16 protein-coding genes, 2 tRNA genes, 3 rRNA genes, 1 other RNA gene and 2 pseudogenes are annotated in these 24,897 nt (G+C 46.3%); 16 read left to right on the forward strand and 8 right to left on the reverse strand.

Annotated elements, in window-relative coordinates:
• Positions 1–44: 44 nt before the first annotated feature.
• Both ACPYIV_RS00280 and map read left to right on the forward strand, forming a co-directional pair.
• Positions 45–1,055, forward strand: a complete 1,011-nt coding sequence (locus ACPYIV_RS00280) for an AI-2E family transporter (RefSeq protein ID WP_293739703.1) — start codon at positions 45–47, stop codon at positions 1,053–1,055.
• A gap of 33 nt (positions 1,056–1,088) precedes the next feature.
• A complete protein-coding gene (gene map, locus ACPYIV_RS00285) occupies positions 1,089–1,949 on the forward strand; it encodes a type I methionyl aminopeptidase (RefSeq protein ID WP_293732014.1) in 861 nt (286 codons plus the stop codon).
• An 80-nt stretch (positions 1,950–2,029) separates the two neighbouring features.
• On the opposite strand, the gene mscL is transcribed toward map, so the two are convergent.
• Both mscL and ACPYIV_RS00295 read right to left on the reverse strand, forming a co-directional pair.
• Positions 2,030–2,452, reverse strand: coding sequence for a large-conductance mechanosensitive channel protein MscL (gene mscL, locus ACPYIV_RS00290; protein WP_293732013.1), 423 nt, complete (start codon positions 2,450–2,452; stop codon positions 2,030–2,032).
• A 175-nt stretch (positions 2,453–2,627) separates the two neighbouring features.
• The gene (locus ACPYIV_RS00295; protein WP_293732012.1) at positions 2,628–3,140 is read right to left on the reverse strand and encodes a ferritin-like domain-containing protein; all 513 of its coding nucleotides are present in this window, start codon (positions 3,138–3,140) and stop codon (positions 2,628–2,630) included.
• Between the two features lie 632 nt (positions 3,141–3,772).
• On the opposite strand from ACPYIV_RS00295, the gene ACPYIV_RS00300 reads away from it, so the two are divergent.
• The 12 genes from ACPYIV_RS00300 to ssrA all read left to right on the forward strand — a co-directional run bounded on the left by ACPYIV_RS00300 (position 3,773) and on the right by ssrA (position 17,865).
• Positions 3,773–5,299 (forward strand): 16S ribosomal RNA (locus ACPYIV_RS00300).
• Positions 5,300–5,456: 157 nt separating this feature from the next.
• A tRNA-Ile gene (locus ACPYIV_RS00305) sits at positions 5,457–5,530 on the forward strand.
• Between the two features lie 82 nt (positions 5,531–5,612).
• Positions 5,613–5,686, forward strand: a tRNA-Ala gene (locus tag ACPYIV_RS00310).
• Between the two features lie 183 nt (positions 5,687–5,869).
• A 23S ribosomal RNA gene (locus ACPYIV_RS00315) occupies positions 5,870–8,745 on the forward strand.
• Positions 8,746–8,855: 110 nt separating this feature from the next.
• Positions 8,856–8,966, forward strand: a 5S ribosomal RNA gene (rrf, locus tag ACPYIV_RS00320).
• Together the 16S, 23S and 5S rRNA genes with 2 tRNA genes alongside form the textbook arrangement of a ribosomal RNA operon.
• A 450-nt stretch (positions 8,967–9,416) precedes the next feature.
• Positions 9,417–9,848 carry a hypothetical protein gene (locus ACPYIV_RS00325; protein ID WP_425884953.1) on the forward strand — a complete coding sequence of 144 codons (432 nt, stop codon included), beginning with the start codon at positions 9,417–9,419 and terminating at the stop codon, positions 9,846–9,848.
• Between the two features lie 181 nt (positions 9,849–10,029).
• Entirely contained in the window at positions 10,030–11,388 is a 1,359-nt protein-coding gene (locus ACPYIV_RS00330) for a transposase (protein WP_425883030.1), read from the forward strand.
• A gap of 149 nt (positions 11,389–11,537) precedes the next feature.
• Positions 11,538–11,876, forward strand: a complete 339-nt coding sequence (gene tnpB / locus ACPYIV_RS00335; RefSeq protein WP_425884955.1) for an IS66 family insertion sequence element accessory protein TnpB — start codon at positions 11,538–11,540, stop codon at positions 11,874–11,876.
• Positions 11,877–11,977: 101 nt separating this feature from the next.
• Positions 11,978–13,558 (forward strand): IS66 family transposase, encoded by a 1,581-nt coding sequence (tnpC, locus tag ACPYIV_RS00340; protein ID WP_425884957.1) that lies wholly within the window; start codon positions 11,978–11,980, stop codon positions 13,556–13,558.
• Positions 13,559–14,951: 1,393 nt separating this feature from the next.
• Positions 14,952–16,493 (forward strand): arylsulfatase, encoded by a 1,542-nt coding sequence (locus ACPYIV_RS00345; RefSeq protein ID WP_293734485.1) that lies wholly within the window; start codon positions 14,952–14,954, stop codon positions 16,491–16,493.
• Positions 16,494–16,523: 30 nt separating this feature from the next.
• Positions 16,524–17,405 (forward strand): alpha/beta hydrolase, encoded by an 882-nt coding sequence (locus tag ACPYIV_RS00350; protein ID WP_293734484.1) that lies wholly within the window; start codon positions 16,524–16,526, stop codon positions 17,403–17,405.
• Positions 17,406–17,464: 59 nt separating this feature from the next.
• Positions 17,465–17,865, forward strand: a transfer-messenger RNA (tmRNA) gene (gene ssrA / locus ACPYIV_RS00355).
• A gap of 86 nt (positions 17,866–17,951) precedes the next feature.
• Here the strand turns inward: ssrA and ACPYIV_RS00360 are convergent.
• The 4 genes and pseudogenes from ACPYIV_RS00360 to ACPYIV_RS00375 all read right to left on the reverse strand — a co-directional run bounded on the left by ACPYIV_RS00360 (position 17,952) and on the right by ACPYIV_RS00375 (position 20,815).
• Positions 17,952–18,428 (reverse strand): GNAT family N-acetyltransferase, encoded by a 477-nt coding sequence (locus ACPYIV_RS00360; RefSeq protein WP_425886482.1) that lies wholly within the window; start codon positions 18,426–18,428, stop codon positions 17,952–17,954.
• A 114-nt stretch (positions 18,429–18,542) separates the two neighbouring features.
• A pseudogene (locus tag ACPYIV_RS00365) lies at positions 18,543–18,887 on the reverse strand (GNAT family N-acetyltransferase); the annotation flags it as partial.
• Between the two features lie 23 nt (positions 18,888–18,910).
• A complete protein-coding gene (locus tag ACPYIV_RS00370; RefSeq protein WP_293734486.1) occupies positions 18,911–19,222 on the reverse strand; it encodes a nitrous oxide-stimulated promoter family protein in 312 nt (103 codons plus the stop codon).
• A gap of 51 nt (positions 19,223–19,273) precedes the next feature.
• Complete coding sequence (locus tag ACPYIV_RS00375) at positions 19,274–20,815, reverse strand: family 43 glycosylhydrolase (protein ID WP_425884960.1); 1,542 nt, start codon at positions 20,813–20,815, stop codon at positions 19,274–19,276.
• Between the two features lie 82 nt (positions 20,816–20,897).
• On the opposite strand from ACPYIV_RS00375, the gene ACPYIV_RS00380 reads away from it, so the two are divergent.
• Entirely contained in the window at positions 20,898–22,523 is a 1,626-nt protein-coding gene (locus ACPYIV_RS00380) for a pseudouridine synthase (RefSeq protein ID WP_425884962.1), read from the forward strand.
• 18 nt (positions 22,524–22,541) lie between these two features.
• On the opposite strand, the gene ACPYIV_RS00385 is transcribed toward ACPYIV_RS00380, so the two are convergent.
• The gene (locus ACPYIV_RS00385) at positions 22,542–23,375 is read right to left on the reverse strand and encodes an SDR family NAD(P)-dependent oxidoreductase (RefSeq protein ID WP_293734481.1); all 834 of its coding nucleotides are present in this window, start codon (positions 23,373–23,375) and stop codon (positions 22,542–22,544) included.
• 223 nt (positions 23,376–23,598) lie between these two features.
• On the opposite strand from ACPYIV_RS00385, the gene ACPYIV_RS00390 reads away from it, so the two are divergent.
• On the forward strand, positions 23,599–24,450 hold the full coding sequence (locus tag ACPYIV_RS00390; RefSeq protein ID WP_425884965.1) for a TIGR01777 family oxidoreductase: 852 nt from the start codon (positions 23,599–23,601) through the stop codon (positions 24,448–24,450).
• 15 nt (positions 24,451–24,465) lie between these two features.
• On the opposite strand, the pseudogene ACPYIV_RS00395 reads toward ACPYIV_RS00390, so the two are convergent.
• Positions 24,466–24,892, reverse strand: a pseudogene (locus ACPYIV_RS00395) (TrmH family RNA methyltransferase); the annotation flags it as partial.
• Positions 24,893–24,897: the final 5 nt, after the last annotated feature.

The raw sequence follows: 24,897 nt of genomic DNA on the forward strand, positions 1-24,897 counted from the left end.
ATTGTTATGTATATATATGATGTATAATGATGCAAAATAACAAAATAAACGTAAAGGAACAATATTGGAAATACTCTTTGGTTACGATTATCATCGTGTTGGGAGTAATTCTTTTTGTTGAATTCATTCCTTTTCTGGGAGGTATACTGGGAGCGTGTACTATTTATATATTGGTAAGGAAACAAATGTTGTATCTGACAGAAAAGAAACATTGGCGGCGTAGTTTTGTCGCTATAATCCTGTTGTTGGAGACGATTCTCTGTTTCTTGATACCGCTTTCGCTGGCTGTCTGGCTGTTCATCAATAAGCTGCAAAATTTCAACTTGGACCCGACCCAATTGATGAAGTCGGCGGAGCATATCGCGAACCTGATCGAGCAACGGACCGGATATGACGTGCTCGACACTTCCAATATCATGTCTGCCGTCTCCATCCTCCCGAAGATAGGGCAGGCGCTGATGGGGGGAATCAGCGGTTTCGCCATCAATGTGGCCGTTTTGGTGTTGATACTCTATTTTATGCTGATCGGCGGCGCCAAGATGGAGAAATATGTTTATGGCATTCTGCCTTTTAGCGACGAGAATAAGAAGAACGTCCTGAGCGAAATCAATATGATCGTCACCTCCAATGCGATCGGGATTCCGTTGCTGGCCATCATCCAGGGGTTGATTGCCCTGCTCGGGTATTGGATCTTTAATGTGCCGAGTCCTTTCCTTTTCGGTTTTCTGACCTGTTTTGCCACGATCATTCCGGTTGTGGGTACCGCATTGGTATGGTTGCCGCTGGCTCTCTATATGGCGTTGACCGGTGATTGGGTGAATGCTGCCGGACTGACGGCTTATGCCCTGATTATTATTACGAATGTGGATAACCTGATTCGCTTTATCTTACAGAAGAAGATGGCGGATACCCATCCGCTTATCACCATATTCGGTGTCATCATCGGTCTGTCTCTGTTCGGTTTTATGGGGATTATCTTCGGGCCGCTCCTGATCTCGATCTTTATACTTTGTTTTAATATATTCAAGGAAAAGTATCTGGATAATGCCCGATAACCACTACCTTTGTATGGATAAATAAACAAAGCCATGCATAGCAGAAGAATTAAAAACAATTGGCACGTCATTAAAGGGCAGCCACTAACCGAATTAGACAAAAAAGTACTTTACTTTCAGAATAAAGGCCATCTCGTGCCGTCCCGCAAATTGATTAAGACAGCAGAGCAGATTGAAGGCATTCGCCGGAGTAGTGTGGTGAATACAGGTGTGCTCGATTTGGTTGCAAACGAGGTTAAGGCCGGTATGTCTACCGCCGAGATCGATAAGTTGGTATATGATTATACCGTTTCGCACGGAGCTATTCCGGCGCCTCTTAATTATGAAGGATTCCCTAAAAGCGTCTGTACTTCTATTAATGAAGTGGTCTGCCACGGCATTCCCAGCGAAGATGAGATATTGGAAGAAGGGGATATTATTAATGTAGACGTTTCGACTATCTTAGACGGATATTACTCGGATGCTTCTCGTATGTTTATCATTGGTGAAACGACTCCTGAAAAAGAAAAGCTGGTGCGGGTGACGAAAGAGTGCCTCGAGATCGGTATGCAGGCAGCGAAACCGTTCGGTTTTGTCGGTGATATCGGTAATGCCATCCAACGCCATGCGGAGAAGAACGGCTACTCTGTCGTCCGCGATTTGTGTGGGCATGGTGTCGGACTGGAATTTCATGAAGAGCCGGAGGTTTGCCATTTCGGGCGGAAAGGGACAGGGATGCTTCTGGTCCCGGGTATGGTATTCACGATCGAACCGATGATCAACATGGGAACCTGGCAGGTTTTTATCGACGAAGAAGACGGATGGACAGTCGTTACCGAAGACGAACTGCCATCCGCACAATGGGAACATACGTTCCTGATGACGGAAACTGGGCTTGAAATATTATCCTATTAATTATTTGCCGGCAGGAGTACTGTCTCCATGCCTTATGAGTTGGCGGAAGGATGCCCTTTTTCGGCATCCTTTTAAATTTATTATTTCTTGTCTTTTAGTAAATCACGTATTTCTGTAAGCAACTGTATATCGGCAGGAGGTGGAGCCGGAGCAGCCGGTGCTTCTTCTTTTTTCTTGTTCAGGGCGTTAATCCCTTTTACTAACATAAAAATAGAAAATGCGATAATGATGAAATCGAAAGTCACCTGCAAAAAGTTTCCATAGTTGATGGAAACTGCCGGCGAGACAACTTTGTCACCTTCCATTACAGCCTGTTTCAGTACGATCTTCAAATCGGTGAAGTTTACGCCCCCGATCAGCAAACCGATAGCAGGCATAATAATGTCGCCTACAGCAGATGATACGATCTTACCGAAGGCACCGCCGATAATGATACCCACCGCCATGTCGATCACATTGCCGCGCATGGCAAATTGTTTGAACTCTTGTAGAATCTTCTTCATAATTTAGCCTTTTTATATTATAACGACAAAAGTATACGTTTAGTTGTGGATATCCAAGACAATTCTCTGATTTGTACAATAATCAATCAGATATGGCAGTTAAGGTAAATAGAAAAATAACCCCGCCAATTCATAAATAAAATGACGGGGTTATTTTTCTGCAAAGTTCCTAAGTTTACTTGCCTAAGAGAGATTGCTTCATTCTTGCAATGTCCTGCAGATAATCCTGCAAGTCTTGTTCGTGTTCTTCTTCCATAGACAGGATATGCTTGGCGATGTCGCAGGTGGTGAAGTCTTTACCGTCTGTGAATTCGGCGATTTCCTGGTAACGTACGATAGCGCAACGTTCGGATGCAACATTTTGGTTTAGCAGATTAACTACATCAAAGTCTGTCGGAATACTGTATTTGCATCTGGCAAGATCAGACCATTTTTTCGGGTCTAATACAGGAACACCTTCCAGTTCGATAATGCGGTCTGCCAGCAGTTTGGCATGCCCCAGTTCTTCTTTGGCGTGTTCTTCAAATTCAGCCTGCACGTTTGCTCGCATAGCTCCTTCTGCTACAAGGGCGCCAATCCAATATTGGTAGTAAGCTAACCATTCTTCGGATAATGCAGCATTCATTTGTACTAACAAGTTGTCTACATCTAATTTGCCCTTAAGGATCTTAACACTTTCTTTTGCCATGATTGTAAAATTTAGTTTAGTATAGCGCATAAATACATTTTAGGAACAACTGGCAAATGTAATTGTTCATGCTTTGTACCAGATATTATTTTTAGATTGTTTCTGTTTTTCGCTTCTTTTTGCAGTCTTTCTTCTTTTGGATAAGGCCCGCTTTCTTCTTGCTTTTTTATAATAGTCTCCTGGCAAAGTAAAAAAAGAGCACAAAACCTTTCGTGTGTGCGTACCTTTAATAACCAATATCAGTTGTGGAAAAAAGATGAAAAAAAGTCTCCAAATTATTTGGATAGTATGTTTAGAAGTTCTACTTTTGCACCCGCATTCGAGAGAGAACGGCAGCAGTCAACATGATGATAGAAGGTAGCCCGGATAGGGGGATGAGGTTAGCAAAGCTAAGCGACATATTCAACCGACCGGCGGCTTGAAAAAAACTTTCCGAAATTTTTCTTCGAAAAAATTTGGCAGTTAAAAAAAAGTCCTTACCTTTGCAGCCGCAATCGAAAGATAGCATAAGTTCTTTGAAAGATTTACATATCAACAAGTAGTACAAGAGACGTAGTAGAAATACTAAACATACCGTCAAGGAACTACAATAAAATAACGAGATTCTGAGCGAAGATATAAAAAACAATTTAACAACGAAGAGTTTGATCCTGGCTCAGGATGAACGCTAGCGACAGGCTTAACACATGCAAGTCGAGGGGCATCGGGGTGTAGCAATACACTGCCGGCGACCGGCGCACGGGTGAGTAACGCGTATGCAACTTACCTATCAGAGGGGAATAGCCCGGCGAAAGTCGGATTAATGCCCCATAAAACAGGGGTCCCGCATGGGACTATTTGTTAAAGATTCATCGCTGATAGATAGGCATGCGTTCCATTAGGCAGTTGGCGGGGTAACGGCCCACCAAACCGACGATGGATAGGGGTTCTGAGAGGAAGGTCCCCCACATTGGAACTGAGACACGGTCCAAACTCCTACGGGAGGCAGCAGTGAGGAATATTGGTCAATGGACGTGAGTCTGAACCAGCCAAGTCGCGTGAAGGAAGAAGGTTCTATGGATTGTAAACTTCTTTTATACGGGAATAAAGTGCATCACGTGTGGTGTTTTGTATGTACCGTATGAATAAGCATCGGCTAACTCCGTGCCAGCAGCCGCGGTAATACGGAGGATGCGAGCGTTATCCGGATTTATTGGGTTTAAAGGGTGCGTAGGTTGTTTTTTAAGTCAGCGGTGAAAGTTTGTGGCTCAACCATAAAATTGCCGTTGAAACTGGAAGACTTGAGTGTGTTTGAGGTAGGCGGAATGCGTGGTGTAGCGGTGAAATGCATAGATATCACGCAGAACTCCGATTGCGAAGGCAGCTTACTAAACCATAACTGACACTGAAGCACGAAAGCGTGGGGATCAAACAGGATTAGATACCCTGGTAGTCCACGCAGTAAACGATGATTACTAGGAGTTTGCGATATACAGTAAGCTCTACAGCGAAAGCGTTAAGTAATCCACCTGGGGAGTACGCCGGCAACGGTGAAACTCAAAGGAATTGACGGGGGCCCGCACAAGCGGAGGAACATGTGGTTTAATTCGATGATACGCGAGGAACCTTACCCGGGTTTGAACGTAGTCGGACCGGCCTTGAAAGAGGCCTTCTAGCAATAGCTGATTACGAGGTGCTGCATGGTTGTCGTCAGCTCGTGCCGTGAGGTGTCGGCTTAAGTGCCATAACGAGCGCAACCCTTATCACTAGTTACTAACAGGTGAAGCTGAGGACTCTGGTGAGACTGCCAGCGTAAGCTGTGAGGAAGGTGGGGATGACGTCAAATCAGCACGGCCCTTACATCCGGGGCGACACACGTGTTACAATGGCATGGACAAAGGGCAGCTACACAGCGATGTGATGCTAATCTCCAAACCATGTCTCAGTTCGGATCGGAGTCTGCAACTCGACTCCGTGAAGCTGGATTCGCTAGTAATCGCGCATCAGCCATGGCGCGGTGAATACGTTCCCGGGCCTTGTACACACCGCCCGTCAAGCCATGGGAGCCGGGGGTACCTGAAGTCCGTAACCGCAAGGATCGGCCTAGGGTAAAACTGGTGACTGGGGCTAAGTCGTAACAAGGTAGCCGTACCGGAAGGTGCGGCTGGAACACCTCCTTTCTGGAGCTTGAATCTGGTTAAAGTAGGAGAATGACAAGTATGTAGTTCTCGTGTACTACGGTTGAATATGTATTCATATATGATCTTAAAACTGGACAACCAGTAAAGAGAAAGATGAAGCTGAGATGAGAAACTCTCAGGCAACACAACAGTTGACAGTCCTATAGCTCAGTTGGTTAGAGCGCTACACTGATAATGTAGAGGTCGGCAGTTCAACTCTGCCTGGGACTACTTATGAAGTTGAAAGTTAAGAGTTGAAAGTTGAAAGTTAAGAAACTGTCCACTTTTCCTTGTCCACTTTCACCTGTTATACGGGGGATTAGCTCAGCTGGCTAGAGCATCTGCCTTGCACGCAGAGGGTCAACGGTTCGAATCCGTTATTCTCCACATGAGATGAGTGGTTTTTAATTATTAATTATTAATTATTCATTAAACAAAAGATCTTTGACGTATTGGACAACTTCAAAAAAGTTAAGTAACGAATAAATAAGAGCAAACTGAAGATATATCAATCCGACGCGCGATGGATAAGTAATTGCAAAATTGCGAATCCGTCAAGTGTCAGTGATAAAGAAAGTAAGTAAGGGCAGACGGTGGATGCCTTGGCTCTCGGAGGCGATGAAGGACGTGATAAGCTGCGATAAGCCTGGGGTAGGTGCAAATAACCATTGATCCCGGGATTTCCGAATGGGGCAACCCGGCTGGTTGAAGGCCAGCCATTCCGTAAGGAAAGCGAACGTGGGGAACTGAAACATCTAAGTACCCATAGGAGAAGAAAACAAAAGTGATTCCGCAAGTAGTGGCGAGCGAACGCGGAATAGCCCAAACCGTCAATGTTTAGGCATTGTCGGGGTTGTAGGACCACGGCGTAGCAAGAAATTAAGGAAGTAGAATATCTTGGAAAAGATGGCCATAGACGGTGATAGCCCGGTATACGACTCCTTGACGAAGCTTAGTGGTATCCTGAGTAGCGCGGAGCACGAGAAATTCTGTGTGAATCTACGGGGCCCATCCCGTAAGGCTAAATACTCCCGAGAGACCGATAGCGAACCAGTACTGTGAAGGAAAGGTGAAAAGCACCTCGAACAGAGGAGTGAAATAGTCCCTGAAACCGTCTGCCTACAAGCGGTCGGAGCATCGTAAGATGTGACGGCGTGCCTTTTGCATAATGAACCTACGAGTTACTTTCTCCGGCAAGGTTAAGGACTTCAGGTCCGGAGCCGAAGCGAAAGCGAGTCTGAATAGGGCGCCATAGTCGGAGGGAGTAGACGCGAAACCAAGTGATCTACCCTTGGTCAGGATGAAGGTTAGGTAACACTAACTGGAGGTCCGAATGGGTATACGTTGAAAAGTGTTCCAATGAACTGAGGGTAGGGGTGAAAGGCTAATCAAACTTGGAGATAGCTCGTACTCCCCGAAATGCATTTAGGTGCAGCCTTTATTAAGTATAGTATGAGGTAGAGCGACTGATTGGATGCGAGGGCTTCACCGCCTATCAAGTCCAGATAAACTCCGAATGCGTGCTATATATTGATAAGGAGTGAGGGCGCGGGTGCTAAGGTCCGCGTCCGAGAGGAGAAGAATCCAGACCATCAGCTAAGGTCCCCAAATAACAGTTAAGTTGAACTAACGAAGTCAGACTGCAGAGACAGCTAGGATGTTGGCTTGGAAGCAGCCATTCATTTAAAGAGTGCGTAACAGCTCACTAGTCGAGGAGTCTGGCGTGGATAATACTCGGGCATAAACTGTTTACCGAAGCTATGGATGTAGTAATACATGGTAGGGGAGCATTCCATGTGCGTCGAAGGTAAGGGATAACCGTTGCTGGAGCGCATGGAAAAGCAAATGTAGGTATAAGTAACGATAAAGGGAGTGAGAAACTCCCTCGCCGAAAGACTAAGGTTTCCTGATCAACGTTAATCGGATCAGGGTAAGTCGGGACCTAAGGATAAGCCGAACGGCGATTCCGATGGAAGAATGGTTTAATATTCCCATACTACTTTATGGAGCGATGTGGAGACGGAGAAGTGACAGTCCTGCCATCTGACGGAATAGATGGTTGAAGGGTGTAGGCGTCGATCGGGGTAGGCAAATCCGCCCCGAGAGTTGAACCTGACAGTATGCCGAGTACTTGTACAAGGCAATATGGATGTAATCAGGCTCCCTAGAAAATCCGCTAAGCATATTCATAAAGTACCCGTACCGTAAACGGACACACGTAGTTGGGTTGAAAATACTGAGGCGCTCGAGTGATTCACGGTTAAGGAACTAGGCAAATTGACCCTGTAACTTCGGGATAAAGGGTCCCAGCTGTAAGGCTGGGCGCAGAGAATAGGTCCAGGCAACTGTTTAACAAAAACACATGGCTGTGCGAAATAGAAATATGAAGTATACAGCCTGACACCTGCCCGGTGCTGGAAGGTTAAGAGGAGAGCTTATCGCAAGAGAAGGTTTGAATTGAAGCCCCAGTAAACGGCGGCCGTAACTATAACGGTCCTAAGGTAGCGAAATTCCTTGTCGGGTAAGTTCCGACCTGCACGAATGGTGTAATGATCTGGACACTGTCTCAACCGTGAGCTCGGTGAAATTGTAGTATCGGTGAAGATGCCGATTACCCGCGATGGGACGAAAAGACCCCGTGAACCTTTACTATAGCTTTACATTGAATTTGGGCAATTGATGTGTAGGATAGGCCGGAGACAATGAATCAGGCACGCCAGTGTTTGTGGAGTCGCCGTTGAAATACGGCCCTTTGATTGTTTGAGTTCTAACTCTTGGAAAAGAGGACACTGTATGGTGGGTAGTTTGACTGGGGTGGTCGCCTCCAAAAGAGTAACGGAGGCTTCTAAAGGTACCCTCAGACCGATTGGTAACCGGTCGTAGAGTGTAATGGCATAAGGGTGCTTGACTGGGAGACTCACAAGTCGATCAGGTAGGAAACTAGAGCATAGTGATCCGGTGGTTCCGCATGGAAGGGCCATCGCTCAAAGGATAAAAGGTACTCCGGGGATAACAGGCTGATCGCTCCCAAGAGCTCATATCGACGGAGCGGTTTGGCACCTCGATGTCGGCTCGTCACATCCTGGGGCTGGAGAAGGTCCCAAGGGTTGGGCTGTTCGCCCATTAAAGTGGCACGCGAGCTGGGTTCAGAACGTCGTGAGACAGTTCGGTCTCTATCTATCGTGGGCGTAGGATATTTGAGGGGCTCTGACACTAGTACGAGAGGACCGTGTTGGACAGACCACTGGTTTACCGGTTGTTCCGCCAGGAGCACCGCCGGGTATCTAAGTCTGGATTGGATAAGTGCTGAAAGCATCTAAGTACGAAGCCAGCCTCAAGATGAGATATCCCTCAAGGGTCGTTGTAGACTACGACGTAGATAGGCTACAGGTGTAAGGGCAGTAATGTCGAAGCCGAGTAGTACTAATAGCCCGGGACTTTCAAATCATGTAAGGGTTGCTATATAGGCAGTATGCTTGAAAAGAACATAAGAGTTACAAGACAAATCCTTGGGGTTGTCCAGTCAAAAATCTTAATATATAAGAAAAAAAGATATTAAGGTGGTTATAGCGTTGGGGATCCACCTCTTCCCATTCCGAACAGAGAAGTTAAGCCCAACCACGTCGATGGTACTGCGTAAAAGTGGGAGAGTAGATAGCCGCCGTTTTAGAGCAAGAAAGCCGATCCAGTTTTGGGTCGGCTTTCTTCGTTTAAGAAGGTCGGTGGAACAGAAGAACCACCGATTAATATATTTCAGGAGTTAACAATCTTAATTTCGAATATTGAAAAATAAATTGATTTTAATTTGTTTATCCCAATTAAATAGTCGTCCTTTGTAACATCATAGAGGGAAGAGAATAAAATTAAAGATCTTCTCCACATTTGACCAAAGTCAGACTATGATTTGTAATGATTAAGAGGTGGGTAAGAGCGGGCCTTCAGATTTAAGTGAAGAGAACTTCATTTTAAGTCTGTTAATTTAGTCAAAACGATAACTATGAAGTTGGCGGGAGTATAGAAATTTTCTATCTCCCGCTTTTATTATATTAATCGTAAGCGTCTCCGCGATCCCCTCTTTTCCCCTTATAAAAGAGTCTCTACCTTTGTCTTAAAAAAAATGGAAAGAAGAAGTATTCAAGAGTATGCAGAAGAGTATAAAAATCGTCTAAAAGCAGGCGAAGATTTAGACTTTGTAGCTTATTGTCGTAGCTATGGCTTGCGTGCGGATAGCGTTCGTCAATGGATGCGCCGCCATGGCATGGATCCCAAGGCCATTCAACTGGGAATAGTATTGGAACGCTACCATTGTAAGCAGTTGGAAGATCAGGCCGTCTGCCAGAGTGAAGCGGGAGAAATGATCCCGCTTCAATTCACAGGGCGTGAAAAAGTAAAAGAGACCCGCTTAGTGGATGCAGAGAAACTGCTTAAAGGGATTCATATCACATTCCCCGACGGGGGAATCATCCAGATAAAAGAATGCGTTGCCGAAACATTGTGCCATTTTATCCACCTCTATTACGGAAGAAAGGAGGACACATGTTCGCGCTGACCGAGTCGTTAAATTACTATTTATGTCCCCGCTATGTAGGGATATTCAGTAAATCCTATAAAATTAGCCAACTAATTCATACTAAAAGTATTGCGAATTAGTTGGCTTTTTTGTATCTTTAGGTATTCCCCCGTAAAATACGGTTTGACGGCCAAAACGGGGGAAATATCCACACTAAGATATGGCGAAGATACAAAATATTTCAGAAATTCACCCTACTTTAGGGTTTACAGAATTCGATATTCTGGAAAAATATCGTAAGAGTTTTCATGCGAGTGAACTTGGCAGTCTTCATTCCGTGTTTCCGTTCGAGAGCATAGCCAAAGAGATAGGCCTTTCACAATCCCGCTTGGGTCGCAGGAACAGTTTCAGTCCTTCCTCGAAGATAGCCCTTATGGTACTGAAGGCTTACACCGGATTCTCTGACAGGTTATTGGTAGAACATCTTAACGGAAACATACACTATCAGTTGTTCTGTGGTATCATGATAGACCCGTCCTGCCCTATAACGAACTACAAGATAATCAGTGCTGTCCGTAATGAGATAGCATCCCGTCTTGACATCGACTCCCTTCAGAAAATCCTTGCCTCACACTGGAAGCCTTATCTTGAGAACCTTCACGTATGCATGACCGATGCCACATGCTATGAAAGTCATATGCGTTTCCCTACGGACATGAAGCTCCTTTGGGAAAGCATCGAATGGCTCTACCGGCATATCCGCATACATTGTGGGCAACTCGGCATAAGGCGTCCCCGTAACAAATATGCGGATGTTGCGGTATCCTATCTATCCTATTGCAAGAAAAGAAAGAGGAAGGCTTCAAGGACAAGGATGCTGAGGCGTCGCATGATCAGACTCCTGGAAAAACTCATCATACAACGGGATGACATTCACAGAGAATACGGCTCTTCACTCACATATACACAGGATTATCAGAAGCGGCTTTCCATCATCAGAAAGGTCCTTGTACAGGAAAAGGAACTCTTTGAAGGCAGGAAGGTCAGTGACCGTATTGTCAGTATTGACCGTCATTACGTACGCCCTATCGTAAGGGGCAAGGAGGTAAAATCTGTAGAGTTCGGCGCAAAGGTTAATAACATACAGATAGACGGGATCTCGTTCATCGAGCACGTCTCTTTCAAGGCATTCAATGAGGGCATACGCTTGAAGGATTGTATCCGTATGCATCAGAAGTTGATGAATGTAAGGGTCAGGTGTGTGGCCGCCGATTCCATATACGCCAATAATGCCAACAGGAAGTTCTGTACAAAATATGGGATATCAACCTCCTTTGTACGCAAGGGAAGGGTCGCGAAGGATGAGCGGGTGAGGAAGGTTCTCAGGAGTGAACTCTCAAGGGAAAGAGCCACCAGGCTTGAAGGCAGTTTCGGTACGCAAAAACAGCATTACTCGCTATCGAAAGTCAAAGCACGGAACAGGAAAACAGAAATCCTGTGGATTTTCTTTGGAATACATACGGCAAACGCCATATTGATGATTGATAAAATCAAAAACAGACAGAAGAGAGCTGCATAGCATAAGTATAAAGAATCTATTAGAAGAAGTCCCAGGCTTCTTCCGGAACATCGTGCCCGAAAGGAGAAGATTTTAGGTCAGAGAGAAAAAATTGATAATAAAAATGGCATATGAGATGATATGAACAAAGCATCTTCATATGCCATTTTATGTTTTTAAAGACATTTACTGAATGTCCCTATGTAAACATGTGTTCAGGGATCAATGCCTTGTCCGTGATTGTCCGGAACGATCTCAAGCGTAACCCCGTATCGGGTGAAGTATTCTTGTTCGTTAACAAATCCCGTACAATAATCAAGCTCCTGCACTGGGAAAAAGGCGGTTTTGTCCTTTATCAGAAACGTCTGGAAGAGGGGACGTTTGAAATACCTTGTTTTGACCCCGGCAGTGGCCGTTATCAGATGAGGTGGGAAAGTTTCTTTTTGATGATGGAGGGGGTGAGCCTGAAAAGCGCACGGTTCCGCAAACGCTTCAAGGGACCTGTCTAATGGCGTCCTTTATATCACATATATCTATGCCACAGTTATTTACAAGTAAAATAATTGTGGCATAATTATTTAATTCCATTCCCTTTTCATATCTTTGCGGCATGACAGGGAAACAGAGGACAAACATACTGCAGGATACCATTACTTTCCTCAGGGATCAACTTTTGGCTGCCGGCAGGCGGGAAGAAGAGTTACTTCGGCAAGTGGAGTCCCTGACATCCCGTGTGAGCGAACTTCAGGCAACCCTCCAGTCCTTAACCTCCTCTTTTCAGGAAAGCAAAGCAGACGCCAACAGGCTGAAAAACCAGAAACGCGCATTAGGCAAACTGCTGGAAAACAAGTCCGAAAAGATAAACCGCAAGCAAGAGGAAAAAGAGGAGGCAAAGAATATCCCGGAGGAACCGAAGTTCGATCCCAAAAGCCGCGGCAATAATGGGGTGAAACGTAAAGAGTATTTCAATGTGGAAACCCGTTTGCACGAGATCTATCCTTGCGATCCGGACTTCGACCCTCTTAAAGCCAGAATAATCAGTCACACTGATTCCATCCGTTACTCTTACCACCCGGGTTGGTTTGAGAAACATATCTATCGGCAGTACAACTGTGTGCAAGGCGATAACATATACAACGGCAAATCCCCCAAAGCTCCCCTGCAAAACTCTTCCTATGATGGCAGTTTCCTTAGCGGCATATTGCAATTGCGCTATATCTATTCCCTGCCGGTGGAAAGGATCGTCAAGTTGTTCAACGAGCAGGGCATAGCCCTTTGCAAACAAACGGCCCATGGGTTGATTGCGAAATCAGCCGGTTTGTTGGAGCGTATGTACGAAGTGCTGAAAAAGTCCATACTGGAAGATTCCTATCTGTCAATGGATGAGACTTATTACAAAGTGCTTGTCAATGAAAAGAATGAATCGGGCAAGAAAGTCCGTAAAGGATATCTCTGGGGCATGTATGCCAACCATACGGAATTAATCGCTTTTATTTATGAAAACGGCTCCCGCTCTAAAAGCATAGCCGAAAAGCTGCTTACTGATTATAAAGGGGCTTTACAGACAGACGGATATGCCGCTTACGCCGACTTTAGGAAAGAAGAATATCCTGACATCATCCCCCTGGCATGTTTCCAGCATTGTAAAAGGAAGTTCCTGGATATGAAGGAGGATAGGCAAGCGCAGGAAGTAGTCGATATTGTCAATGAATTATATCAGAATGAACATCTTATCCCGCCCGATTGGGAACCAAAACAGATACTGGCCTGGCGCAAAAAATACGCACCTCCTATCCTCGGACGCTTAAAGGCCAAATTGGAAAGTATACAATCCGATCCGCAAACTTTGCCCAAGTCGCTTATGGGGGAAGCGGTTCGCTATACCCTCAACCTGTATGATGTTTTATGCAATTATATAAAATCAGCGGACTACCAATTAGACAACAACCGCATTGAACGGATAAACCGTTACATCAGCCTGAGCCGCCGCAACTCACTTTTCGCCGGTAGCCATGCCGGGGCACAGAGAATGGCTCTTTTTTATTCTCTGGCTTGTTCGGCCAGACTTCACAATCTTAATACTTTTGATTATTTCACGGACTTGTTCAACAGGTTGGCCGATATACAGCCAACAGCACAGGATTCGGTCTTTAGAAATTTACTACCGGATAAATGGACTCCTTGTCATTGAATAACTAATATACAGGAGGGGATCGCGGAGACGCTTACTATTAATCCATTTTATCACATAATAAGAATCAACCTGAAAGTGTTTTGGCCCATACCGGAATCTTGAGGGAATGAAAAAAGATTATCTTAGCTCTAAACCTATGCATAAGGACTATACTAAATTTCTTCGCAATAGCCAGAAAAATATGTGAGCCGCAACTGGAAGTTTGTGGTGGAAGATATGCAAATCTCAGTGGATTTTACGTCTTTTTTAAGCATTAGATGGACTCTCGCACTAATGCGCATTAGTTCACTGGCAGATCACTATGGTATGAATAGTAAACAACTGGAGACTCAATACAAAAACCGTCTGAGTGATTTTAGGGGTTGGAATCGACTTCCACTTGCAGAGTATTGGTTTCTATTCGAGAACAATATAGGATACTATGTAGGTATGGATGGAACCTCTCTCTCTTCTGGTGATCTTTATACGATTTTAATCAATAAAGAGGCAAAGGGTAAGCGAGACAGTCATCATAGCCTAGATCAAAGAGATATGTGCTGAAAAAGTATCTGAAGTCCTCTTACTACTTTCTCGTCGTCATCGTTTTCAGGTTCGTGAGATAACATTCGACATGGCGCCCAATAGAAAGCTGCCTTTGTTTTCCTGCTGCTAAAAACTTCTTCTTTGTTTTTCGGTATGAGCCAGTGAAATCCAAATATTTTCAGGGTTTAATAATCTTAAATTCGAATATTAAAAAAATAAATTGATTTTAATTTGTTTATCCCAATTAAATAGTCGTTCTTTGTAACATCATAGAGGGAAGGTAATAAAATTAAAGATCTTCTCCACATTTGACCAAAGCCAGACTATGATTTGTAATGATTAAGAGGTGGGTAAGAGCGGGCGTTCAGATTTAAGTGAAGAAAACTTCATTTTAAGTCTGTTTATTTAGTCAAAACGATGACTATGAAGTTGGCGGGAGTATAGAAATTTTCTATCTCCCGCTTTTATTATATTAATTCATTTTATCGCACCTATAGTATTGTACTTATTAAGTGAAAGTATATCAATGTGTTATGTTTTACATCCCCCTTTTGAAATGTATATAGTGCGGAATATGCGAAAACTATAAGGGGCACGCATAAAAAAAACGCCGATAGTTTCTGGAAAACATGGGCGGTTTTATTCAGAAAGATGTAAGTCTTTTGGGAAAGATTTTTTTAGGAATTACTTTGACATAGGGGTATACAAAGGCTTCATTGTGGAATATCTTATGGAAAATGGGCTATAAAATTGAATATATTCGTTTAGTAGTAAGATGTCTCTGATAAATAATAACGTTTTAATGTAGAATTATCAAATAAGATATTTATCTTCGCTATTCAAATCTATATGCAGAAAAACATCTAAAATGAAGAGAAGAACGTTTCTTGAATCATCACTATTAATGACTTCCGGGTTAGGTTTAGATACTTACGCAAAAGGAGAAGCCAGAGAGGAAAGCGCGCAAGCCAAAAAGCCGCATGTTATCCTGATTATGACTGACCAACATCGCGGAGATGCTCTTGGCTGTATGGGAAATTCCGCTGTTATGTCTCCTAATCTCGATAATCTGGCGAAAGAGGGAACTTTGTTTGTCAATGCCTATTCTGCTTCTCCAAGTAGTACACCTGCCCGTACCGGGCTATTGACAGGTATGTCTCCTTGGCATCATGGCATGTTGGGATATGGCCAAGTAGCGGAAAAGTATATATATGAAATGCCGCAAATGCTTCGTAATCTTGGCTATTATACATTTGGTGTCGGGAAAATGCACTGGTTTCCACAAAAAACTCTTCATGGTTTTCATGCTACACTGATCGATGAGAGCGGACGTGTCGAATCTAAAGATTTTATTAGTGATTATCGGGAATGGTTCCAGCTCCATGCGCCCGGAGAGAATCCGGATTTGACTGGTATCGGTTGGAATGCTCACGCGGCCGGTATCTATAAATTACCGGAAAATTTGCATCCGACGGCCTGGACCGGTCAGACCGCTTGTGAATTGATTCAGAATTATAATTGTGATAAGCCTCTTTTCCTGAAAGTCTCATTTGCGCGTCCTCATAGTCCTTATGATCCTCCTAAGCGTTATCTGGATATGTATAAGGATGTCGATATACCTAAGCCGTCTGTCGGTGATTGGTGCGGTAAGTATGCAGAACGTTTGGATCCGGAAAAAGCAGACCCCACCGCTCCCTTTGGTAATTTCGGCGATGAATATGCCGTTAATTCTCGTAGGCATTATTATGCGAATATTACCTTTATCGATGATCAGATCGGACAGGTTATTGCAGCATTGAAGGAAAAGGGAATGTATGACAATGCGATAATTTGTTTTACGGCCGATCATGGAGATATGTTAGGCGATCATTATCATTGGCGGAAAACATATCCTTATGAAGGTTCCACCCATATCCCTTATATTGTAAAATGGCCTGCTGGAATGTCTAAGACGGTTCCTTCGGGTACAAAGATCGAACAGCCGGTCGAACTTCGTGATTTTTTGCCTACTTTTATCGAGTTGGCAGGTGGAGCCGTACCTCCCGATATGGATGGCAAGTCTTTGTTGAAGCTGGTTCAGGGCCGGCAAAACGAATGGCGTAAATATCTGGATATGGAACATGCCACTTGCTATAGTCCGGATAATTACTGGTGTGCATTGACGGATGGTAAGATCAAATATGTTTGGAATTTCCATACCGGAAAAGAAGAATTGTTCGATCTTCAGAAAGATCCGAAAGAATTGGTGGAATGTTCCGGTAAACCGGCCTATGTAGCCCGTCTTAAGGAAATGCGCCAAGCAATGGTCGAGCATCTTACGGAACGCGGCGAAACTTTCGTGAAAGACGGAAAGCTGGTCGCGCGGGAGACAACAATGCTCTATAGTCCTAATTATCCTCAAAAAAAATGATTCGTATAAATTCTTTAAATTGTGTATGCTATGGTAAGAAAATGGAAACTCCTGCTTGTAGGAGTGAGTTGTATAATGGGTACAACTATGGCACAAAATAATCCTATTTTGTTGTTTCCGAAAGGTGCGCCGGGCGAAACAACCAAGTTGATTGAAAAGGCGGATGCCGATGGTGGAAAGACCGGAGGCGAAACAGTTCTTCGCATCACGAATGTAAGCGAACCGACAATTACCGTTTATCCGGCTCCTGACGAAGTGGCAACGGGTGCAGCCGTTGTGGTTTGTCCGGGTGGTGGCTATAATATCCTGGCTTATGATCTGGAGGGTGACGAAGTTTGTGAATGGCTGAATAACTTGGGGGTTACTGCCATTTTGCTGAAATACCGGGTTCCCCGTCGTGAAGGCCGTGCCAAACATGAGGCTCCTTTGCAGGACGTGCAACGTGCGATCGGATATGTCCGAGCCCATGCGGAAGAAATGAATCTGGACCCGCAACGGATCGGCGTAATGGGATTCTCTGCCGGCGGGCATCTTTCGGCGATGGCAAGCAACACCTTCGATAAACGTACTTATCCGGCCGTGGATGCGGCAGACAAAGTAAGTTGCCGTCCGGATTTCTGTCTCTTGGTCTACCCAGCCTACTTGGATGGTGAAAACTTCCAGTTGGCCCCGGAAGTAAAAGTATCATCTGCTACTCCTCCCACAATGCTGGTTCAGGCCGAGGATGATAAATCGTATATCAATAGTAGCCTTTTTTACTATTATGCATTGAAAGAAGCAGGTGTGCCGGCATGGATGCATTTGTACAGTAAGGGCGGTCATGGTTATGGCCTGAGAGATACAGGGGCGGCTGTCAATGAATGGCCTGACAGAGCTGAAGACTGGTTTCGTGAGATTGGTGTGATAGAATAAAAAAACTAAATAGAGTACAAAGATCCCCGATTTTTCGTATCTTTGTACTCACAAATCATGGGGATGACCGGTTTTGACAGCGGGTAGAAGTGGTTTGTAAGCATGTAGTGCGTGGTCGGCTTGCACTTAAATCTCAGACGGCGAACAATTAACTGGCGAAAACAATTACGCTCTCGCTGCTTAATCGAAGTATAGTAGATTCAAGCTTAATCCCTGCAAAAGTTGCGGGGACGTGACATCACCCGGATGCTGTGGCTCCGAAGCGTTCCGATCAGGTGGTGCAGCAATATCGGAGATAGTTTGAAGTAAGCCTCGGACTTCAGGCGAAACTTTAGAGGATAAGGTTCAAGTGGGTGGCTTCGGTCTTGCTTGTACCCGACAATCGAAGGCGAAGATAAACATGTAGAAAGCAGATTAGTTCCTCGTTTGGACGAGAGTTCGAATCTCTCCATCTCCACAAGAAAAGGCTGATAGTTCCGACTATCAGCCTTTTTCTATTATTTGTGATTGTCTATATCCTGGATCGGTTTTGTTACTATTTTGTTATCAGGAAAGATCTTTTCGCAAGTAAATCATATCCACTAATTGCTTGCCATCTTCATACATCGGATGGTCATAATTGTCGGTAAAGAAATTCTTGATACGGTGTGAATATCTGAATCCGTTATGTTCATAGAATGGAACGGTCAGCGGACTTTCGCCTGTGCCGACAAACAGGGTGTTGTATTTCCCCGCATAATGTTCGGAGAGGAACCGGATCAATCTTTTGCCATATCCCTGTTTCTGGTATTGCGGATCGGTTGCAATGTTTTTGAGTTCGATTGTTTTGTTCCCTTCATTCGTGACAACACAAATTGCTCTTAGTATATTTCGGTCGTACAAAGCAAACATTTCTCCCCGTTCAAGATAGCGGTCTATCATCGATTCCTGTTCATCGGCTAATAGCAGGAGATCGAGAAAACGTTTTTTGCGGAGGATGATTTGCCGGATTTCAAGGGATTTACCTGAGATCTGCAAAGTCATTTCTTTGAGTGAAAGATGCAGAATCGGGAACGGATTGCCACTTGGATCGGTTTCATCTCTTCCGGTAATATCAAATCCTCTGTTCAAGTAGAAAGAAGTAGCTTTTTCGTTTTGTTCGTTGACGTCTACTTTGAAGATATGTTTGCTGTAAATGGCAAATTCGATTAACTGCTTGCCATATCCTTTCCCCTGTTCTTCCGGATGAACGAAAAGCATTTCGATTAATTCGTCACTTAGCCCCATAAATGCGGCTATCCGGTTTTGCTCATTCCAGATGGTGTATAATTCGACGGCCGGGATATATTTATCCCGGACTAACGGCTTGAAGAATTGGATATCCTTTTCGGTCAGGAAATGATGTGTGCTACGGACGGAGGCCTCCCACACTTCAACCAATTCGTCTTTTAGCTTCTCTGACTCATCAGGACTCATTGCGGACCAATCTATTTTCAATTGCATGGATTTCTAATAACAATGGATTTTTACTTATGGAAAAACTCTTGAACCAAATGCCGGATAGCGGCTACCGGATGATACAACATCATTCTGGGGCCGGCAAAACGCATCACTTCTTGCATCTTCTTGCGCATATCCGGTTTATAGCAATGAACGGGGCATAACCGGCATGTCGTTTTCCCCTCCCCGAAAGGGCAACGCGAAAGCCTGGCATGAGCATATTGCAAAAGCTCTTTGCAATCCGGACATAAGTCCGTATGTCCTTCTTTCCGGCGGCAATAGAGACGGATCATTTGCCCGACGATCTCTTGTTCTTGACGGATACGGGTTGATAGCATAATCGACATGAAGATATTTTGAGGAACCCGGCAAATGCCGGGTTCTAATTTTTACTGGTAAGATAAAGAACAATATTCGAATACGGCAGGCGCTTTTTCGTCCCCTTCATGATAAAGTCCCGGACGTGCCACCCGGTCCCAACGAATAAGGGAGCGTATGGCTTCTTCCGATAGTCCGTGGCCCACCTGAACCCATTTTTTACCATCTTTGCTCCAGGCAAATTGATAAGGGAGCCCATCTTTCACCTGCATGCGGAGATGCAATGCAGGGGCGGGAAGAGGCAGATCGGCCAGTTGTTGTTCCTTCCCTTCGCGGACGAGCTTGATCTGCAACCGGTCGCCGACACAACCGTAAGCGAGATAGTAGCTATTGTCTCCGTAAAGCGTGATTCCTTTCCAGCTATCATTCCGGTTTGTGATGCCGGCATCCAATGTATAGCCCGAAGATGCCGGACGCAGGCAAAGCGCCTCTCCGGTCTTGAATTCCGGCTTGGGAGAACCGCTCAGCCGTAGCCTGCCCGCTTCGGTTTTCGCCTGGACATTCGAATACGGATAGTTCCAACTCCACTCCGGACGCAGGTTCGAACCGGCAAAATTGTCGAAGAAACCGGTTACCGGCTCTTGCACACAATCGGTAAAAGGCATTGGCCCCGCCAGGCGGGCATATTCACCGGTGACGAAATAAGGCCAGTTGTCCTCCCCGAACCGTAACTCTTGGAGATGGGGTTGGCGCCCTAAAAAGAAATCGCTACCTTCCGAATAGGCGTGACATAGATAAAACATACGTCCGTCAGGCGTCGTCGTCAGCGTGCCATGACCGATAGATTGTATCTCGTCGCTCCCGTGCAGGATCGGATTCCCTTCATACTTCTCGTAAGGCCCTTCGAGCTTCTTCGAGCGGGCGACGGCTACGGCATAGTCGCTATTGGGGCCGCAACAACCATTAATCGCATAGATCAGATAGTAGTAACCGTTTCTTTTGAACCAATGTTGCCCTTCCATCCCTCTACGTTCGTCGTCGCGGAGCAGGCTGAACGGCTTATCGGTCAATTTCAACCCGTCTGGAGTCAACTTGCCGGCAAGGAGTTCGATCGGCCGGTTGTCCAGCCCGTAGGCTTTCCAGCTAATATATAAATCACCCTTGTCTTCGAGGATAAAAGCATCGATCGCTTCTGTTCCGAATTCGACTACCGGCCCGTGATCTTTGAATTTGCCTGTCGGGGAGTCGGAGGTGGCTACACCGATGTAGGACGTGTTGTTTGACTTCTTCCGCGCGGTATAATAAACATAAACCTTACCGTTATGATAATACCATTCGGGAGCCCAGAACGACGATTTGGTCCATTCCGGTTGTCGCTCGAATATATGTCCGGTTTGTATCCAGTTGATCAGGTCCTTGGAGGTGAATACCGGATAGTAGGGAGCCCATTCGGAGGAAGTCCCCGTTGCATAATAAGTATCGTCGATCCGTATGATGGACGGATCGGCGACATCCCCGTGAATAACGGGATTTGTGAAATAGGTCTGTCTCTGGGCCATACTTGCGCCGGAATACAGAACGGTGCCTAATAAGGCGGTGACGAGTCTGTTCATGGTTACAAATCTACTGGATAAAACGGAGCTGTCCAAAAAAAACTTTACTTTTGCCAGATAAACATTTTGATTCGGAAAAAATATGGACAAACTTCACTATTTTGCAGATTCGACTTCTCTTCTCTCTTTGCCCGAAAAGTTTACCTATCCGTTCTATTATACCCCGCATCCCCTTTGTGTGGCGGCGGCGGAAGAGGTCGGGCGCTATTTGGCGGCAAACGAAGAATGGCAGGAGGAATTGCGGAAAGGGAAGATGTTCGGCGTTTTGGTTGTCCGCACAGGTGAGGGGAAGATCGGCTATTTGGCAGCCTTTTCCGGCATCCTGGCTGGGAGGAACCAACACGCCTATTTCGTGCCACCGGTCTATGACGTGCAGGAGCCGGACGGCTTTTTCAGGATCGAAGAGGAGCAGATATCGGGGATCAACAGGCGGATCGAGAAGTTGCAGGAAGAGGAGCGATATAAGGATTGCAAGCGGCGGTTGGCTGACGAGACGATCCTTGCCGGGCAGGTCTTGGACGAGATGCGCCACCGGATGAAAGCGGCTAAAGAGGAACGTGACAAGCGGCGTTTATCCGCCACGTGGACCGACCCGGAGCAACTGATCCGCGAAAGCCAGTTCCAGAAAGCGGAACTAAAACGGCAGAAACAATATTGGGAAAACCATCTTGCCACCCTGCAAGCGGAGGTAGAGGTGTACGAGACGGAAATCGAACGCCTCAGAACGGAACGCAAGACCCGCTCGGCCGCCCTCCAGCAATGGCTTTTCAAACAATTCCGGATGCTGAACGCCCGTGGCGAGGAACGGAATTTGTGCGACCTGTTTAAGGACACCGTCCAGAAAACCCCGCCGGCAGGAGCAGGCGAGTGTGCGGCTCCCAAGCTCTTGCAATATGCCTACCGGAATGGCTGGCAACCTCTTGCCATGGCTGAATTCTGGTGGGGAGATTCTCCGAAAAACGAGATCCGCCGTCATGGGTATTATTATCCGGCCTGCAAAGGAAAATGCGGGCCGATCCTGAAACATATGTTGCAAGGCCTCGACGTCGAGGAAAACCCGTTGGAGACGGATGTGCACCGGGATGCGGAGTTGGAAATCGTGTATGAAGACGAATGGTTGTTGGTGGTGAATAAACCGGCCGGGATGCTCTCGGTTCCCGGAAAGTCGGATGTCGACTCCGTCTATCATCGGATGCGGCGGATGTATCCCGAAGCAACCGGCCCGATGATCGTGCACCGCTTGGACATGGCGACCTCCGGCCTGATGCTTATCGCCAAGACGAAGGAGGTGCATCAGAACTTGCAGGCACAATTCAAGGACCGGAAGGTGTGCAAACGGTATGTCGCCTGGTTGGACGGTATTGTGGAGGAAAAAGAAGGCCATATCGAACTCCCCCTTCGTCCGGACCCGGAAGACTGGCCGCGCCAGGTGGTCGATGCGGAACATGGGAAACCAGCCGTGACGGACTATCGTGTGTTGCGATATGATTTGGGCCGGACTCTCGTCTGCTTTATACCACGGGAAGGGCGTACACATCAATTACGTGTCCATTCGGCACATCCGCTCGGCCTGAACGCCCCGATAGTAGGGGATGAATTATATGGCAAGAAAGCGGACCGCCTGTATCTGCATGCCGAATACCTGAGCTTTCGGCATCCCGTTTCCGGCACGTATATGGAAGTGGAAAAGGAATCCGGCTTCGAATAGTTTTTGGGGAATCCTCCGTTATTCGATATAGATCATTTTCTTCGTCATCCCTCCGTCGATCGTTATGTTCTCGCCGTTGATAAAGTCGTTTTCCTCCTGGCAGATGAACAGGCACATGCGGGCGATGTCTTCCGGGCGGCCTACTCGTCCCGACGGATGTTGGGCGTGGTCATCCGGACGAAGTTGTTCGTAGTCGTGCGTTTCGATCCAGCCCGGCGAGATCGAATTGACCGTGATATGCCATTGGGCAAGCGAGAGGGCAAGAGCATGCGTTAGCGAATAGATGCCGCCTTTGGATGCCGCATACCCTTCGCTTCCGGGCTCACTCATCAGGTAGCGGGTGGAACAGATGTTGACAATCCGGCCGAACGGATTGGGTGTCTCCTGCGACTGGCGGTGAATGGCTAACCTGCGGGAAGTGATGAAAACCGGACGTAGGTTCACGGACAATATCCGGTCGAAGTCTTCCACGTTAGTTTCCGTGATCGGGGAGAAACGGCTGATTCCCGCATTGTTGACCACGATGTCGATATCGCCCCATTCCTCGAAAATCTGTTGCATACATTTCTCAAGTGCTTCCTGCTCGCTTACGTCCAGATGAAAGAAAGAGGTTCCGGTCTGCAACGCCGTCTCTTTTCCCGCCGCCTCGTTCCGGTCGCAAAACGCCACGCGGTGTCCGGCGGACCGGAAGGCCCTTACAATCGCTTTGCCAATCCCCCCGGCACCTCCTGTCACAAAGACCCTTCTGGTTTTATGGCGGACGGCCGCTTTTTTGCCATTGCCCGCTTTTGTTCCGGAAGACTTGCGGGATTTATAATCTTCATATTTCTTTTCCAGGTAGTTGTCTGCCATGACTTGTCGCTTTTTTAATAGGAAGACAAAAGTAATCATAATTCAGGGCAATCGAACCAAAAATTGACAATAATAATGTGCCAATAGGATAATGTGTCAATATGCCAATGGAAGGTTCACGTTTTTCTTCAAAACGAATCTTATTGTCATCTGTTACTTATTGTACGTTACCGGTAAACGATATGCGGCCGGAATCGGTTTATATATATAAAGATCAATCGTTATGAAAATAGCAATTACCGGAGCAAGCGGATATATCGGCGGCCATCTCACCCGTTTTTTCGAAGAGAAGGGGGACGAGGTTGTCCCTTTGGGAAGAGATTTGTTTAAGGAGCAAAACTTTGATGCGCTTTGCCGGAGCGTGGAAGGGGCTCATGTGGTGGTGAATCTTGCCGGTGCTCCGATCAACAAACGGTGGACCGAAGCATATAAACGGGAGCTATATGAAAGCCGTGTTCCGGTCACCCGCCGGCTGGTGGAGGCTATTGGCCAAATGACCGTCTTGCCCGAATTGTTTATATCCGCCTCTGCCGTGGGCTATTATCCGGCATCGGGCGAGTATGACGAGCATACTGAAAAGCGAGGTGATGACTTTCTGGCCCGTCTGTGTGCCGCCTGGGAAGGGGAGGCGCGCCGGTGTCCGCCGGGAACGCGCCTCGTCCTGACCCGCTTCGGAATCGTCCTTTCAAAAGATGGCGGGGCTTTGAAGCAGATGCTTCGTTTGCAACATCTTTCGCAGACGGGAGCGGTGATCGGTAGCGGCAGGCAACGTTTCCCGTGGATCAGTGCGTATGATTTGTGCCGCTCTTTTGAGTTCATCATAAGGAAGAGACAATTGCGGGATGCGGTCAACCTGGTTTCTCCCCAGAGCATCACTCAAAAACAACTGGCTCATGTGCTTGCAAAAGCTGACGGAATCCGCTGGACTATTCGTTTGCCCAAATTCTTTTTCCGGTTGATGTTTGGCGAAGGAGCCTCGTTTCTGACAAAGGGGCAGAATGTCCGTCCCGCTAAACTCTTGGAGTCCGGCTTTACATACGTATATCCGACGATCGAGAAACTGATGGGGGTATAGAAGAGATCGGCAACCTGCCCGAAGCTGCCAGAAAGCCACGGCCGTCGCGGTTGCCACATTGAGTGAGTCGACACCGTGCGACATAGGGATGCGGACTACATAGTCGGCTTCGGCAATCGTTTCCGGCGGAAGTCCGTCCCCTTCGGTCCCCAGTACGATAGCCAATCCGGGTTCGGTTGCCAGGACAGGATTATCGATGGAAACAGAGTTGTCCGTGAGCGCCATGGCAGCCGTACGGAAGCCCAGTTTGCCCAAGTCGCTGAGAGGACCGTCAATTACGACGATGCGTCGTGCCTCCCAGAGCCCTTGTGATAACCTTTGGACTCTCTACGATAAAAATACCCTTGCCGGACTCGATCCGATTGCTCAACTGAGCTTCGGTAAGGGTACAGAACATTTCGACTCCGGGATGAGATAAAGAGGATATTTCGATAACAGGCATTTGAC

This window comes from Parabacteroides vesiculifaciens, from assembly GCF_049860805.1.
Taxonomy (GTDB): Bacteria; Bacteroidota; Bacteroidia; order Bacteroidales; family Tannerellaceae; genus Parabacteroides.

Coding starts and splice junctions, on each gene's coding strand:
- map (WP_293732014.1), top strand. CDS start 1,089: ATGCATAGCAGAAGAATTAAAAACAATTGGCACGTCATTAAAGGGCAG.
- mscL (WP_293732013.1), bottom strand. CDS start 2,452: ATGAAGAAGATTCTACAAGAGTTCAAACAATTTGCCATGCGCGGCAAT.
- ACPYIV_RS00295 (WP_293732012.1), bottom strand. CDS start 3,140: ATGGCAAAAGAAAGTGTTAAGATCCTTAAGGGCAAATTAGATGTAGAC.
- ACPYIV_RS00325 (WP_425884953.1), top strand. CDS start 9,417: ATGGAAAGAAGAAGTATTCAAGAGTATGCAGAAGAGTATAAAAATCGT.
- ACPYIV_RS00330 (WP_425883030.1), top strand. CDS start 10,030: ATGGCGAAGATACAAAATATTTCAGAAATTCACCCTACTTTAGGGTTT.
- tnpB (WP_425884955.1), top strand. CDS start 11,538: ATGTTTTTAAAGACATTTACTGAATGTCCCTATGTAAACATGTGTTCA.
- tnpC (WP_425884957.1), top strand. CDS start 11,978: ATGACAGGGAAACAGAGGACAAACATACTGCAGGATACCATTACTTTC.
- ACPYIV_RS00345 (WP_293734485.1), top strand. CDS start 14,952: ATGAAGAGAAGAACGTTTCTTGAATCATCACTATTAATGACTTCCGGG.
- ACPYIV_RS00350 (WP_293734484.1), top strand. CDS start 16,524: ATGGTAAGAAAATGGAAACTCCTGCTTGTAGGAGTGAGTTGTATAATG.
- ACPYIV_RS00360 (WP_425886482.1), bottom strand. CDS start 18,428: ATGACTTTGCAGATCTCAGGTAAATCCCTTGAAATCCGGCAAATCATC.
- ACPYIV_RS00370 (WP_293734486.1), bottom strand. CDS start 19,222: ATGCTATCAACCCGTATCCGTCAAGAACAAGAGATCGTCGGGCAAATG.
- ACPYIV_RS00375 (WP_425884960.1), bottom strand. CDS start 20,815: ATGAACAGACTCGTCACCGCCTTATTAGGCACCGTTCTGTATTCCGGC.
- ACPYIV_RS00380 (WP_425884962.1), top strand. CDS start 20,898: ATGGACAAACTTCACTATTTTGCAGATTCGACTTCTCTTCTCTCTTTG.
- ACPYIV_RS00385 (WP_293734481.1), bottom strand. CDS start 23,375: ATGGCAGACAACTACCTGGAAAAGAAATATGAAGATTATAAATCCCGC.
- ACPYIV_RS00390 (WP_425884965.1), top strand. CDS start 23,599: ATGAAAATAGCAATTACCGGAGCAAGCGGATATATCGGCGGCCATCTC.